Raw genomic sequence first — 13,815 nt, forward strand, 5'->3', positions numbered from 1 at the left:
GCGGCGCGCCAGCGGGACCCGTCGGAGGGCGGAGAAGGGAACGACCGTGGAATCCTCCACGCACAGACGCCGGTTCGTCCGCGTCACCACCGCGAGCCTCGCCGCCGCAGCCCTCGCCCTCGGCGGGGCCCTCATCGCCGCCCCGGCGCACGCCGCCGGGACCACCGTCGACGACGCCGTGTTCCGCTGGGGCCTGAACGCCGAGGCGAACGCCGCCGCGTTCGCCCCCGGAACCGTCAACCTGCTGTCGGCGGGGATCGTCACCGCGGATTCCGCCGCCGACCGCGTCACCGCGACGAACTGGAAGCAGAGCGACGGCAACACGCGGATCCTGAAGAAGCAGGCGGACGGCAGCTACGCCGCCGCGACCTTCGCGGGCCTGCGCACCGACGCGAACGGCACCACCCTCACCTCCGGCAACGGCCTGAGCTCGGGGCACGTCGCCGAGATCGCCGGTGGCATCGGGACGATCGACGTGGATGCCGGCACCGCGACCATCCAGTGGACCGGGTCGTTCACCTCGGCGTTCTACTCGGGCATGACCCGTTCGTGGATCACCGACCCGAAGCTGACCGTCGCGAGCGACGGCACCGGCACCGTCACCGCCACGCTCGGCGGCTACGGCACCTCGATGGACGACCCCGACAAGTTCGAGCCCCTCGCCCCCGCGACGAACGTCGTCATCGCCACGCTGACCGGCGTCGACGTCACGCCCACCGGCTTCACCGTCACCCCCGACTACCTCGGTCGGACGGTCGCCCTGCCCGCAGGCTCCGTCGCGCAGGTCACGACGGGCGCGAGCGCGGGCGCGTTCCCCCAGCCGTTCGTCGACTTCCAGATCGCCACCGGCCAGGGGCCGTACTGGTACTCCTCGGGAGGCGCGGCCGACGCCCGCAAGCCCGCGAGCGCGCTGACGGTCGCGTACACCACCGCGCCGGTGGCATCCGTCCCCACCGTCACCGTCTCGAAGAGCACCGGTCTCACGCAGGGCGAGACCGTCACCGTCACCGGACGCGGATTCCTGCCCTCGGGCACCGCCACGAACGGCGTCCGCCCGCCGCTGGCCGGAACCTTCAGCGGCACGTACGTGGTGTTCGGGAAGTTCGCCGACGTCTGGCAGCCGTCCGCCGGTGCGACGTCCTCCGCGCGCTCCGTGATCGCCCAGAAGTGGGCCGTCCCCGCCGCCAGCGCCGCCACGATCGGCGGTGCCGGCAGCGGAGCGATCGAGCTCGCGGCCGACGGCAGCTTCTCGGTCGACCTCGCCCTCAGCACCACCGAGGCGCAGAACCTCGCCGCCGGCCGCTTCGGCATCGCCACCTACGCCGGCAGCGGCACGGTGTACGCACCGTTCGAGACGTTCACGCCGATCTCATTCGCGTCGTCGTCGGACGTCGTCGTCGAGGTACCGGCGTGGGTCGACGCCCCCACCGGCTCGTTCGGCTGGGCGTTCGAGGGCGCCTCGCCGGCCAGCCTCGGCACCGCCGTGCAGGACGGGGCGAACTTCACGGCATCCGGGACGCTGACGAACATCGTCGTGACCGACACCCGCGCCGGGGGCACCGCCCCGTACACGTGGAGCATCTCGGGTCAGGTCGGCGACTTCGCCTCGACCGCGGGCGGTTCGTTCTCGAGCGACCTGCTCGGATGGAAGCCGAGGATCGTGACGGCCGGACAGAGCGTGGCCGCCGGCGCCGAGGTCGCCTCGACCCGCCTCGGCGGCACGGGCCTCGGGACGTCGCGCGTGCTCGCGTCGTCGACCGCGGCCGCGAACGCCACCATCGGAGCCGACCTGTCCCTCGTGATCCCCGGCACGACGCCCGCGGGCGACTACACCGCGAAGCTCACCATCACCGCCCTGCAGTGACCTGACGACGGGGACTCCGACGCGCGTCGGGGTCCCCGTCGCCCTTTCCACAGAAAGCCCGACCGTGCTCCGACGCCTCCTCCCCTTCGCCGTGATCGGCACCCTTCTCCTCGCTGTCGCCGCCCCCGCACCGGCGGTGGCCGTCGACGGCGGTGTCGCGTGGACCGTCCAGACCGCCGACAACGCCCACGGCACCGGCCGCGCCAACTTCAGGTACGACACCGTCGACCCCGGCACCGTGATCAGCGACGCGATGACCGTCGTCAACACCGGCACCGAGCCCCTCCCCCTCGAGGTCTACGCGGCCGACGCCTTCACCGCCGCCACGGGCGAGATCGACGTGCTCGTCGACGGTCGCCCGTCGCGCGACGCGGGGACGTGGGTCTCGGTGGACGCCTCGCCCCTGTCGCTCGCGCCGGGCGCGTCGGCGGAGGTGCCCTTCACGATCACGGTCCCCGCCGACGCCCGCCCGGGCGATCACGCCGCCGGGATCGTCACCTCGCTCACGAGCACCGATCCGACGTCGACACTGTCCGTCGACCGCCGCCTCGGCACCCGCATCAACCTGCGGATCGCGGGCGAGTTGACCCCCGCGGCGGCGGTGTCCGACGTGTCCGCGCGGTACGAGGCATCCTGGAATCCGTTCGAGTCGGGCCGGGTCGTGGTGCAGTACGCGCTCGAGAACACCGGCAACACGCGCCTGACCGGATCCGAGATCCTCGCGACGGACGGGCTCTTCGGCGAGCGGGGCGCGCCCACGCAGCTGACCGAGGTGCTCCCGGGATCGACCGTGGAGATCACGCGCGAGATCCCGGCCTTCTCCCTGGGATGGGTGGCCGGTTCCGTGGAGCTGACGCCCGAGGCCGTCGGGCTCGGCGCCGCCCCGCTCGCGCCGACCGAGAACGGGTTCTCGGTCGTGGCCGTCCCGTGGAGCCTGTATGCACTGCTCGCGCTGATCCTGGCCGCCGTGCTGACCGCCGTGCTGCTCGTCCGCCGTCGGCGCGCGGCCGCGGCGGCTCAGGCGGACTGAGCCGCCTTCGCGCGGGCGAGGTCGACGAAGAGCTCGGTGTTGAACCGGTAGGCCACGAGCACCTCCTCGATGACGCGTTCCTTTTCGTGCTCGTCCCACGCAGCGGCATCCAACTGCTCCCGATAGACGTTCTTGAACGCCTCGGGGTCGGCGATGTCGCCGAAGAGGTAGAACCCGATGCCGTTGGTGTCGAAACCGAAACGGCGCTGCATGAGCCGGCCGATGAACTGCCCGCCGGACAGGTCGCCGAGGTAGCGGGTGTAGTGGTGCGCGACGAATCCGCCCGGCCAGGTCGCCGCGACCCGCCGGATCCGGGCGACGTACGCCTGCGTCGTCGGCAGCGGCGAGATGCGTTCGCGCCAGTCGTCGCCGATGAGGAACGCGAGGTCGGCTTCGAGCGCGGGCAGGCGCGTGAGCTTGTCGCTCAGGAACACGGATGCCACCGGGTCGACCCGCATGCGCTCGGTGGCCGCCTCGAGCGCCTCGTAGATGAACCAGTGCTGGACCACGAGCGCGACATAGTCTTCGCGCGTGCCCGACCCGTTCATGAGGTCCGTCATGAAATCCGCGCCCTCGCTCGACGAATGGGCGGTGCGCGAGCGCTCGCGCAGGGCGGTGGAGAACGGGATGACAGCACTCATGGCGCCATCATACGGGAAGGTTAGGCTCTCCTAACCTTAGATTTCTCCGTGCGGTCGCGGCTCGATCCCGAGCCGCCGGCACGCCTCGTCGTACAGCGCGACGATCTCGCGACGCACCTCGCGCCGCTCCGCGATGGACCCGCCGGGCCACGGCACCCGCAGTCCGACGGTCGCTCCGCCCTCGTGGGCGACCGTCCAGTCGCCCCCGTCGCCGTCGAAGCCCGTCATCCGCGCGGACGCGACCGGCGCCCCGTCACCGAACGCCCGCGCGATGAGCACGTTGTCGTCGCGGTGATCGTCGTTCATATGGGCGAGCACGGCCCGCTGGATCTCGGGGTCGAACGCATACGTCATTAGGCAAGCCTAACTTCGCGGGCCGCCCCCTCCTGCCGATCGTTCCGATCCGGCATCCACTCGCCGTGCCGTCCCGCGGAGTCTGCCGACGACACCCCGTCCAGACGCCGCCGCCGCCGGCGTGTCGCCCCTCGACTCCGCACGACGGCACGACGGCACGACCGCACGACGGCACGACGGCACGACGGCACCACGGCACGAGACCCGAGGACGCCGGCCGGCCGCTCAGCCGGCGAACGCCGCCAGCCGCTGGCGCATCACGGCCACCGCGTCGGCGTTGTCGTCGATCAGCACCGAGTGACGGCCGAGCGGGGCGGCGACGGCGCCGAGGGTGCCGCTGCCGGCGAACATGTCGAGCACCCGGTCACCGGGGCGACTGGATGCCTGGACCATGCGCCGCAGCACACCCTCGGGCTTCTGCGTCGGGTATCCCGTCTTCTCCCGGCCCGTGGTCGGCACGATCGTGTGCCACCAGACGTCGGTGGGGAGCTTGCCGCGCGCCGCCTTCTCGGGGGTCACGAGGCCGGGCGCCATGTACGGCTCGCGGTCGACCGCATCCGAGTCGAAGAAGTACGCGGCCGGGTTCTTCACGTACACGAGGATCGTCTCGTGCTTGGTCGGCCAGCGGCGCCGGGTCTTCGCGCCGTAGTCGTACGCCCAGATGAGCTCGTTGAGGAACCGCTCGCGGCCGAACAGCGCATCGCACATGACCTTGGCGTAGTGCACCTCGCGGTAGTCCAGGTGCAGATAGAGGGTGCCGTCGTCGGCGAGCAGCCGCCAGGCCTCCTCGAGCCGCGGCTCCAGGAACGCCCAGTAGTCATCGAACCGGTCGTCGTAGGTCCGGAGATCGCCGCGCAGCCGCGCGTACTCGCGGCCGTGGAACCCGCGCTGGACCACCGGCACGGGTGCGGACTCCTCCTCCTCCTCGTCCGGGAAGACGAGCATCGCCGGATCGCGGGGCGGCTCGGATGCCGGGACGAGGGGCTCCTCGGCATCCGGGGTCGCCTCCGCCGCGGGAGCCCGCAGCGCCGACTCCACCGCCTTGGACCGGGTACGCCCCGTGTTGAACGGCGGGTCGAGGTAGACGAGCGTGAACGACCCGTCCGCGAGGCGCGGGGTCACGGCGAGATTGTCGGCGTGGTGGATCTCGACGCTGCCGTGATCGAGCACGCCGTCCAGGATCGGGGCGCTCACGGGACGCGCTGCAGCCACGCGTCGGTGGCGAACTTCGACGTCACGAGGGCCTCGGCCTCGGCATATTCCTCTTCGGTGATATGTCCGGTGGTGGCGCCGTAGAGCGTCGTGAACGTGTCGATGAAGCGCTGGATCACGGCATCCCGAGCGAGGCCGGTCTGGCTGCGCAGCGGGTCGACGCGCTTGGCCGCCGACACCGTGCCCTTGTCGCTGAGCTTCTCTCGACCGATGCGCAGGACCTCGGTGAGCACCTGACCGTCCATGTCGTAGCTGAGGGTCGCGTGATGGAGCACGCCGCCGTTGGCGAGCCGCTTCTGCGCGGCGCCGCCGATCTTGCCGTGGGGGCCGGCGATGTCGTTGAGCGGCTGGTACACCGCGTCGATGCCGAGCGAACGCAGCGCCTGCAGCACCCAGTCGTCGAGGAAGGCGTAGGAGTCGGCGAAGGTCATGCCGGCGACGAGCGATGCCGGGACGTACAGCGAGTAGGTCACGATCGAGTTCGCGGCCATGAGCATCGCCCCACCGCCCGAGATGCGGCGCACGACGTCGAAACCGTGCTTCGCCGCGCCCTCAGGGTCGACCTCGTTGCGCAGCGACTGGAACGAGCCGATCACGACGGCGTTCTCGTTCCACTCCCACAGACGCAGCGTGGGCTTGCGGAGCCCCGCGCCCACGCGTGCGGTCAGCACCTCGTCGAGCGCGAGGTTCATGCGCGGCGACACGGGGGCGTCGTGGACGACCTCCCACTCGAAGTCGCCCCAGCCGGGCGCGGTGACGAGTGCGCGGCGGATCGCGGTGGCCACCGACTCGGGCGTGAAGCCGAGCAGCTGCGCGCCCTCGGGGAGCGCCGCACGGATCGCCGCGGCGATCGTGGGGACGTCGGACTCGACCGGCAGGCCGTTCACGGCCGCGTCGATGTCGTCCAGCGCGTCGTCGGGTTCGAGGAAGAAGTCTCCCGCGAGATGGAAGCCGGCGATGCGACCGTCGCGCTCCTCGAGGTCGACCACGACCAGTTTTCCCCCGGGGACCTTGTACTCGCCGTGCATGCCTCCAGCCTACGGCGCGCGCGTGCGCGTCGATCCGCGCGGCGCGAGAACAGGAGATCGGCCCGCAACAGGAGCAGCCTGCGTGGAAACGCCCTGTTCCGGTGGCATCCCCTGTTCTCAGGGAATGGATGCCGAGAGCCCCCGCATCAGCCCCGGGCGGGGAACCGCCGGTCGAGCCAGGCGGCGAGATCGGCGCGCACGTCCGCCTGCTGCGCCTCGGCGAAGATCTCGTGCCGCGCGCCCGGGTAGACGAGGGTGGTCACGTCGGTGAAGCCGGAGCGCTTGCGGTAGGCGTCCGCCAGGAGATGCACGCTGCGCGGGCCGCCGACGGTGTCGTCGCGCCCGACCATGAGGAGCGTCGGGATGTCGCGCCCGAGGTCGCGCCGCGGCCGACCGATGAGCTTCGCGGTCTCGACCGGTCCGAACAGTCGCGGCAGCGGCGTGGAGGTCGTGAGGGGGTCGGCGAGGAAGTCGCGACCGACCTGCTCGACGCTCGACAGCCACTCCATCCCCGTGCCCTTCAGGTGCTTCCACGGGGCGTTGAGGTCGCCGGAGTTCAGCGCACCGGGCCAGCGCAGCGCCGAGCCGCTCAGGACGAGGGCGTCGTAGGCATCCGGATGCCGGTCCACCAGCATCTGTGCGAGGAACGACCCCCACGAGTGGCCGAGGAGGATCAGGGGAAGGTCGGGGTGGGCCTCGCGGATGATCTGAGTGAGGGTCCACACCGCCTCGCGGGCCGCGCCGAGTCCGCCGGGACCGAGGCGTCCGAGCTTGCCGTGGTCGCCGTTCCACTGCCGGAGGCCGGTGCGGCCGTGCCCGCGGTGGTCGTCGGCGTAGACGGTGTACCCGTCGGCGACGAGGGCCTCGATCAGCGCACCGTACCGTCCGGTGTGCTCACCGACCCCGTGGAGCAGCTGCACGACGCCCCGCGGGGATTCGGCCTCGTACACGTCGTAGACGATCGGGACGCCGTACGCGTCGACGAACTCGGGCATGCGCCGAGTCTAGGGTCGCCCCCGGGAATTCCCTCGACACCGGACCTTTAGCAAAACTAATGAGCTATGCTAAATAACGAGCACACATGAACGAACGCGTCGACGAATCCCCCCACTCCGACTCTCATGACGCGCTGAGCGCCGCCGCTTCCGAGCTGCGCATGGCGACCTTCCGGCTCGCCCGCCGCCTCCGTGCGGAGCGCGCGGTCGACACGATGAGCGACGGCCAGTTCGCGGTGCTCGCCGCGCTCTCGATCCACGGCGAGCACACGCTCGGCCAGCTCGCCGACCGCGAGCGCGTGACCGCCCCCTCGATGAACCGGACGGTGACCCTCCTCGAAGAGGCGGGCTACCTCACCCGCACCCCCGACGACGACGACCGCCGCAAGGTCACGATCGCACTGACGGATGCCGGCCGCCTCGTCGTCGCAGAGACCGTGCGACGACGCGACGCCTGGCTCGAGGCGGCCCTGGCCGCTCTCGGCGAGGAGGAACGACGAACCCTGGCGGCCGCGGCCGAGATCATGCGAAAGGTGGCAGACACATGAGTGCGATGTTCCGCTCGATGTCGGTCTACAACTATCGCGTCTGGTTCATCGGGGCGCTGGTGTCGAACATCGGCGCGTGGATGCAGTCGACCGCCCAGAACTGGGTCGTCCTGACCGAGCTCACCCCGAACGACGCCGCCGCGATGGGCGTGACCATGGCGCTGCAGTTCGCGCCTCCCCTGCTGCTGGTCGGCGTCACGGGGTGGGTCGCCGACCGCTTCGACCGCCGCAAGCTCATCATGTGCACGCAGAGCGCGATGCTGCTGATGGCCGTGACCCTCGGCATCCTGCTGCTCACCGGCGTCATGACGCTGCCGCTGATGTTCGTGTTCGCCCTGGCCCTCGGCCTCATCACCGCGTTCGACAACCCCGCGCGCCAGGCCTTCGTCTCCGACCTCGTCGCCCGCGAGAACGCCTCGAACGCGGTGGCTCTGAACGCCGCGTCGTTCAACACCGCCCGACTGATCGGCCCGGCCGTCGCGGGCCTGATGATCGTCGCGGTCGGAACGGGCTGGGTGTTCCTCGCCAACGCCGTGACGTTCCTCGGCATGATCGCGGCCCTGCTGCTCATGCGTCCGCACGAGCTGGTCACCCACCACCGCGGCGGCGGCCCGGCACGGCTCGCCGACGGGTTCCGCTACGTCGCGAAGCGGCCCGACCTCGTGGTGACCTTCGCGATGGTGTTCCTCCTCGGCGCCTTCGGCATGAACTTCCCGATCTTCGCCTCGACCATGGCCCTGGAGTTCGGACGCGGGGCCGACGGCTTCGGCGTCCTCAGCTCTTTCGTCGCGATCGGCTCGCTCGCCGGCGCGCTCCTCGCCGCCCGTCGCGAGCGCGCCCGCCTGCGCGTCGTCATCGTCGGCGCGGGCGGCTTCGCCGTGGCATCCACGCTCTCCGTCCTCGCACCGAGCTACGAGACGTACGCCGTGACCCTCGTCCTCACCGGGTTCTGCGTCGTGACCATGCTCACCACGGCCAACGGGTACGTGCAGACCACGACCGATCCGGCGCTGCGCGGCCGGGTGCTCGCGCTGTACATGGCGATCCTGCTCGGCGGGACCCCGGTGGGCGCTCCCATCGTGGGGTGGGTCGCCGAAGCGTTCGGTCCGCGCTTCGCGATCGCCCTCGCCGCGATCGTCGCGTTCCTCGCGTGCGGCATCGGCGTCGCCTGGACTCTGGCGTCGGGCCGGGTGCACAAGCACGAGACGAAGCGGTTCCGTCTGACACTCGACGAGACGCGCCCGATCACCACGATCGCCCCCGAGCCCGAGGACTTCAGCGACGAGATCGCCGGAACGACGCCGATCCCGCTTCCCGCGGAGCGTTCGCCGCGCCCCTCGGCGCCGGCACGTCCGGTGGGGCCCGCTCCGCACGCCCGCCCCTCGGCCTGAGCGCGCTCGCGCCCCGGGTCACGCCGGTCGCGCGCCCGACCGCACCGACGGCGCGCGTCAGACGTAGAAGCCGTGCGCCTCGAGGACGGCGACCGCCGCCTCGCGTCCCGACACCTGCAGCTTCGCGTAGATCGAGCGGAGCTGCGACTTGACGGTGTTCAGCGACACCTCGAGGTCTTCGGCGATCTGCGGCAGGCTGCGCGGCCCGCGCAGCGCGAGCGCCAGTCGCTCCTCGCGCGGACTCAGGTTCGGCAGAGGGGGGCGGTGGTCGTGGGTCGGGACGAGGGCGAGCATTCCCGCCACACGGGCGACCGCCGCCTCGGAACCCGGATGCCGCGCCGCCAGACGATCCAGCAGGACGAGCAGGTCGGGCTGGGGCAGCGTGAGGTAGGGGGTGAGCGACGCTCCCAGGGTCTCGGAGAGGTGGAAGCCCTCGGAGAAGGCCGCATCGGCCGCGGCTTCGTTGCCGAGGCGCGCGTGCGCGACGGCGCGGCGCAGTAGCAGCGGCGTCAGCGTCCGGACGCAGTGCTGCGTCCCCATGCGGATGCACGGATCCGTGGACTCCAGCACCTCCCGCTCGCGACCGAGCGCGATGAGAGCCGCGGCGCGCTGCATGTCGAAGCACAGCGCGTGCCCGGGGGGCGAGACGCGTCCCTCGAGCACGGCGAGGGCGCGCCGGGGCTCGCCGCGCGCCAGCAGCAGATCGGCGTACACCCCCTGCGCGAAGCCCCGCACCATGCTGTGGCCCGAGTGGGACTCGGTCCCCCCGGCCAACGCGGCCACCAGCACCGTGCCCTCGGCGTAGTCGCGGCGGATCAGGGCGCTCATCGCTCGTGCGGTCCGTGACGAGTACTGCCAGTACGGGTCGTTCGGGGCGCCGTCGCGCAGCTCCTCGGCCGTGCGGTCCATGGTCTCGGCGTCGAGGGCCGCCGAGGCGACGAGGAGGCGCGCGAGCAGCAGGTCGTAGTCGGGGTGGCCGCCCTCCCACTCGGACGCGGATGCCAGCTCGTCGCACGTGCGCAGTCCCTCGCTCGCGAGGATGTACTCGCCGTTCACGGCCGCGGCGAGGCTGCGCACGGCGTGGGCCCGGAAGGCGCTCACGTCGTCGTCGGCGTACGCGAGCGCCGAGGCGGCGTACTCACCGGCCCGGCGCGGCCACCCCGCGGCCGCGTAGATCTCGGCGACGGCGGAGAAGAGGCGCGAGCGGGTCGCGGCCTCGAGCCGCCCCGGCGCCCGCATCCGGCCGTCCGCGAAGTGCCGGTCGACGAGGCGGAGCCCGTCATCGATGCGGTCGAGTCGGGAACGCGCGATCAGCAGACCTTCGAGCGTCTGCGCGCTGGCATCCACCCAGATCCGGGGAGCCGGCCCGGCCTCGATGTCGGCCAGGAAACGCAGGTCGGCGATGTCGGGTGCCGCCGCGATGGGGAGGACGCCCCGGACCACCCGCTCCGCCACGGACTTCACGTTCATCAGAGAGGACGACGCGATCACGACCTGCTCCCCATCCACCGATGCTAAGTCACGGCACTGCGCGCACCGGCCGAATCGCGTCACGAATAAATCTCTTCCGGTGCACGATTTTGCTAGATAAGCTAGCGACATGAACGAACGCATGGCCGGCCGCCGATGGGCGGGACTCGTCTTCATCAGCATCGCCGTCTCGCTGATCATCGTGGACTCGACGATCGTGAACGTCGCCGTGCCCTCGATCGTCGAGGACCTCGGCATCTCCTCCACGGAGGTGCAATGGGTGCAGGAGGCCTACACCCTCGTGTTCGCGTCGCTTCTGCTGGTGTTCGGCAGCCTCGCCGACCGCTTCGGACGACGCCGGCTCATGCTGCTCGGTGTCGCGATCTTCGTGCTCGCCTCGATCGCGGCGGCCGTCGCCCCCAGCGGCGGACTGCTCATCCTGGCGCGGCTCGTCCAGGGCATCGGTGGCTCGATGATCCTCCCCACGACGCTGTCGCTCATCAATGCGACATTCCGCGGACGCGAACGCGGCATCGCCTTCGCCGTCTGGGGCTCGACCATCGGCGGAATGGCCGCCGTCGGACCGCTGCTCGGTGGCTGGTTGACCACCGCGTTCTCGTGGCGCTGGGCGTTCGGGATCAACATCCCCCTCGGCATCCTGATCGTCATCGGCGTGCTCTTCACGGTGGCCGAATCGCGCAGCGACCGGCGCGAGGGGATCGACGGCGTGGGGGCCCTGCTGTCCGTGCTCACCATGGCGCCCCTGGTCTTCGGCCTGATCGAGGGCCGCACCTACGGCTGGTGGACCGTCGACCAGCCCCTCCAGATCGGCGACTGGCAGTGGCCGTGGACGCTGTCGCCCGTCCCGATCGCGTTCGCGGTCGCGCTGGTGGCACTGGTGGCCTTCGTCGCATGGGGAGTCCACCGCCAGCGCATCGGACGCTCCACGCTGCTGGCGCTCGGACTGTTCCGCATCACCTCGTTCCGCAACGGCAACATCGCCGCGGCGGTGGTCTCCCTCGGCGAGTTCGGAATCATCCTCGCCCTCCCCCTGTGGCTGCAGTTCGTCGTCGGCTTCGACGCCCTGCAGACGGGACTGCTGCTGCTCTCGCTGGCGATCGGCTCGTTCGTCGCGAGCGGGATCGCGGGCGCCCTGAGCGGCCGGGTCGCGCCCGTGTGGATCGTCCGTGCGGGCCTGCTGGCCGAGATCATCGGCGTCGCCGGTGTCGCGTTCACCATCGGACCGGATGCCACGTGGGGACCCCTGATCCCGTTCCTGTTCGTCTACGGCGTCGGCGTCGGCCTCGCCACCGCGCAGCTCACCGGGGTCGTGCTGGCCGAAGTGCCGCCCGCGGAGAGCGGCGCGGCCTCCGGCACGCAGTCCACCTCGCGGCAGCTCGGCGCGGCGCTGGGCGTCGCGATCCTCGGGACCGTGCTGTTCTCGACCACGTCGAGCGTGCTGACGTCGGCGCTCGACGACCGGGGACTGCCCGCCGCACAGCGGGACCAGGTCGTGTCGCAGGTGGTCGACAGCGCGGGGGCCGCGATCGTCGGTCTCGAGCAGTCCCCCCAGACCCAGGACCTGGCGTCGGACGCGAAGGCCGCGTTCAGCGACGGCACGCGCGCGGCGGCGTTCACCGCGGCCGGCTTCCTGACGCTGGGACTCGTGTCGACGCTGACGCTGGGCGCCGCCGCAAGCGGGCGCCGTACGCGGGAGGAGGAGGCGTCGTGACGGCGGTCGCCGCGACACGACCTCAGCGATCCGCGCCGGGTCAGTGGCATCCGCCCACTTCGGACTGAGTCAGCGCGAATCGCTGACGCAACGCATGTCGACGGAGGATGCCGCGAGCCACGTGAGCGATTCAGGCCTGCAATGCCCGGCCTCTACCGACACGACACAACCTCAGCGATCCGCGCCGGGACGGTGGCATCCACCGACTCCGGACTGAGTCAGCGCGAATTGCTGAGGTTGTGCACAACCGGGGTCAGACGCGCGCGTCGACCGCCGCGTCGGCGACCGGCACGAGACGCGTGAGCTGCGTGACGTGGCGGGGCTCGAGTTCGGCGAGAGACGCGACGCCGAGCAGGGTCATCGTGCGCTCGATCTCGCTGCGGAGGATCGCGATCGTGCGGTCGACGCCCTGGCGTCCGCCCGCCATGAGGCCGTACAGGTAGGCGCGGCCGATGAGCGTGAACTTCGCGCCGAGGGCGATGGATGCCACGATGTCGGCGCCGTTCATGATGCCGGTGTCGACCATGATCGTGGCGTCCTTGCCGACCTCGCGCACGACCTGCGGCAGGAGGCGGAACGGGATCGGCGCCCGGTCGAGCTGGCGACCGCCGTGGTTCGACAGGACGAGGCCGTCGACGCCGAGATCGACCAGGCGCGCGGCGTCCTGAACGTTCTGCACGCCCTTCACGACGAGCTTGCCCGGCCACATGCCGCGGATGATGTCGAGGTCGTCGTAGCTGATGGTCGGGTCCATCGCGGCGTTGAGCAGTTCACCGACGGTGCCGCCGGTGGTGCTGAGCGAGGCGAACTCGAGCTTGGGCGTGGTGAGGAAGTCGAACCACCACCACGGCCGCGGGATGGCGTTGACGATCGTGCCGACCGTGAGCTGGGGCGGGATCGAGAACCCGTTGCGCTTGTCGCGCAGGCGCGCGCCGGCGATGGGGGTGTCGACGGTGAACTGCAGGGTGTCGAACCCGGCCGCCGCCGCCCGCTCGACGAGGCCGTACGAGATCTCGCGCTGCTTCATGACGTACAGCTGGAACCAGTTGCGCCCGACCGGGTTCGCGGCCTTCACGCCCTCGATCGAGGTCGTGCCGAGCGTGGAGAGCGTGAACGGGATGCCGGCGGCCGCCGCCGCGGACGCACCGGCGGTCTCGCCCTCGGTCTGCATCAGGCGGGTGAAGCCGGTGGGCGCGATGCCGAACGGCAACGCCGAGGGGCCGCCGAGGATCTCGCACGACGTGTCGACGTTCGCGGCCGGCCGCAGGATGTCGGGGTGGAACTCGACGTCCTCGAACGCGCGGCGGGCACGGTCGAGCGAGAGCTCGCCCTCGGCGGCGCCGTCGGTGTAGTCGAACGCGGCCTTCGGGGTGCGGCGCTTCGCGATCGTGCGCAGATCATCGATCGTGAGCGCGGCGTCGAGGCGGCGCTTGCGGGCGTCGAGCTCGGGCTTCTTGAACTGCATGAGCTCGAGGAGCTCGCCGACCTTGGGCAGCTGGCGCTGAACCATGGAGTCTCGCTTTCGTGTGGTCTGACCACAGACTACGCCC

12 protein-coding genes are annotated in these 13,815 nt (G+C 71.3%); 5 read left to right on the forward strand and 7 right to left on the reverse strand.

Translation table 11 applies throughout. The features are described from left to right. The first annotated feature begins 46 nt into the window (after positions 1-46). Positions 47-1,864, forward strand: coding sequence for a hypothetical protein (locus BGO45_RS07930; RefSeq protein WP_292692430.1), 1,818 nt, complete (start codon positions 47-49; stop codon positions 1,862-1,864). 64 nt (positions 1,865-1,928) lie between these two features. After that, positions 1,929-2,894 carry a DUF916 domain-containing protein gene (locus BGO45_RS07935; protein ID WP_292692432.1) on the forward strand — a complete coding sequence of 322 codons (966 nt, stop codon included), beginning with the start codon at positions 1,929-1,931 and terminating at the stop codon, positions 2,892-2,894. Here the strand turns inward: BGO45_RS07935 and BGO45_RS07940 are convergent. The 5 genes from BGO45_RS07940 to BGO45_RS07960 form a co-directional block, all read right to left on the reverse strand. After that, a complete protein-coding gene (locus BGO45_RS07940) occupies positions 2,882-3,535 on the reverse strand; it encodes a heme oxygenase (biliverdin-producing) (protein ID WP_292692433.1) in 654 nt (217 codons plus the stop codon). The genes BGO45_RS07935 and BGO45_RS07940 overlap by 13 nt on opposite strands. A gap of 36 nt (positions 3,536-3,571) precedes the next feature. After that, a complete protein-coding gene (locus BGO45_RS07945; protein ID WP_292692435.1) occupies positions 3,572-3,889 on the reverse strand; it encodes a DUF2470 domain-containing protein in 318 nt (105 codons plus the stop codon). A gap of 225 nt (positions 3,890-4,114) precedes the next feature. Next, positions 4,115-5,083, reverse strand: coding sequence for a site-specific DNA-methyltransferase (locus tag BGO45_RS07950; RefSeq protein ID WP_292692437.1), 969 nt, complete (start codon positions 5,081-5,083; stop codon positions 4,115-4,117). After that, positions 5,080-6,129, reverse strand: coding sequence for a lipoate--protein ligase family protein (locus BGO45_RS07955; protein ID WP_292692439.1), 1,050 nt, complete (start codon positions 6,127-6,129; stop codon positions 5,080-5,082). Before BGO45_RS07955 ends, BGO45_RS07950 begins: the two co-directional genes overlap by 4 nt. A gap of 146 nt (positions 6,130-6,275) precedes the next feature. Further along, positions 6,276-7,124, reverse strand: coding sequence for an alpha/beta fold hydrolase (locus BGO45_RS07960; protein WP_292692441.1), 849 nt, complete (start codon positions 7,122-7,124; stop codon positions 6,276-6,278). A gap of 86 nt (positions 7,125-7,210) precedes the next feature. Here BGO45_RS07960 and BGO45_RS07965 point away from each other — a divergent pair, with 86 nt between their 5' ends. Continuing rightward, entirely contained in the window at positions 7,211-7,672 is a 462-nt protein-coding gene (locus BGO45_RS07965; protein ID WP_292692442.1) for a MarR family transcriptional regulator, read from the forward strand. Continuing rightward, the gene (locus BGO45_RS07970) at positions 7,669-9,063 is read left to right on the forward strand and encodes an MFS transporter (protein ID WP_292692444.1); all 1,395 of its coding nucleotides are present in this window, start codon (positions 7,669-7,671) and stop codon (positions 9,061-9,063) included. The genes BGO45_RS07965 and BGO45_RS07970 overlap by 4 nt, the downstream gene beginning before the upstream one ends. Before the next feature lie 57 nt (positions 9,064-9,120). Here the strand turns inward: BGO45_RS07970 and BGO45_RS07975 are convergent, their stop codons facing one another. Continuing rightward, positions 9,121-10,572, reverse strand: a complete 1,452-nt coding sequence (locus BGO45_RS07975; RefSeq protein ID WP_292692446.1) for a LuxR C-terminal-related transcriptional regulator — start codon at positions 10,570-10,572, stop codon at positions 9,121-9,123. Between the two features lie 91 nt (positions 10,573-10,663). On the opposite strand from BGO45_RS07975, the gene BGO45_RS07980 reads away from it, so the two are divergent. Next, entirely contained in the window at positions 10,664-12,265 is a 1,602-nt protein-coding gene (locus BGO45_RS07980) for a DHA2 family efflux MFS transporter permease subunit (protein ID WP_292692448.1), read from the forward strand. 253 nt (positions 12,266-12,518) lie between these two features. Here BGO45_RS07980 and BGO45_RS07985 read toward each other — a convergent pair whose 3' ends face one another. Beyond that, positions 12,519-13,775 (reverse strand): alpha-hydroxy acid oxidase, encoded by a 1,257-nt coding sequence (locus BGO45_RS07985; protein WP_292692451.1) that lies wholly within the window; start codon positions 13,773-13,775, stop codon positions 12,519-12,521. Between the last annotated feature and the right edge of the window lie 40 nt (positions 13,776-13,815).

Origin of the sequence: Microbacterium sp. 71-36, from assembly GCF_001898305.1 — a bacterium.
GTDB lineage: Bacteria > Actinomycetota > Actinomycetes > Actinomycetales > Microbacteriaceae > Microbacterium.

What these genes read in the sequence shown, in the direction of transcription:
- BGO45_RS07940 (WP_292692433.1), bottom strand. Translation starts at nt 3,535, where the DNA reads ATGAGTGCTGTCATCCCGTTCTCCACCGCCCTGCGCGAGCGCTCGCGC.
- BGO45_RS07945 (WP_292692435.1), bottom strand. Translation starts at nt 3,889, where the DNA reads ATGACGTATGCGTTCGACCCCGAGATCCAGCGGGCCGTGCTCGCCCAT.
- BGO45_RS07955 (WP_292692439.1), bottom strand. Translation starts at nt 6,129, where the DNA reads ATGCACGGCGAGTACAAGGTCCCCGGGGGAAAACTGGTCGTGGTCGAC.
- BGO45_RS07960 (WP_292692441.1), bottom strand. Translation starts at nt 7,124, where the DNA reads ATGCCCGAGTTCGTCGACGCGTACGGCGTCCCGATCGTCTACGACGTG.
- BGO45_RS07965 (WP_292692442.1), top strand. Translation starts at nt 7,211, where the DNA reads ATGAACGAACGCGTCGACGAATCCCCCCACTCCGACTCTCATGACGCG.
- BGO45_RS07970 (WP_292692444.1), top strand. Translation starts at nt 7,669, where the DNA reads ATGAGTGCGATGTTCCGCTCGATGTCGGTCTACAACTATCGCGTCTGG.
- BGO45_RS07980 (WP_292692448.1), top strand. Translation starts at nt 10,664, where the DNA reads ATGAACGAACGCATGGCCGGCCGCCGATGGGCGGGACTCGTCTTCATC.
- BGO45_RS07985 (WP_292692451.1), bottom strand. Translation starts at nt 13,775, where the DNA reads ATGGTTCAGCGCCAGCTGCCCAAGGTCGGCGAGCTCCTCGAGCTCATG.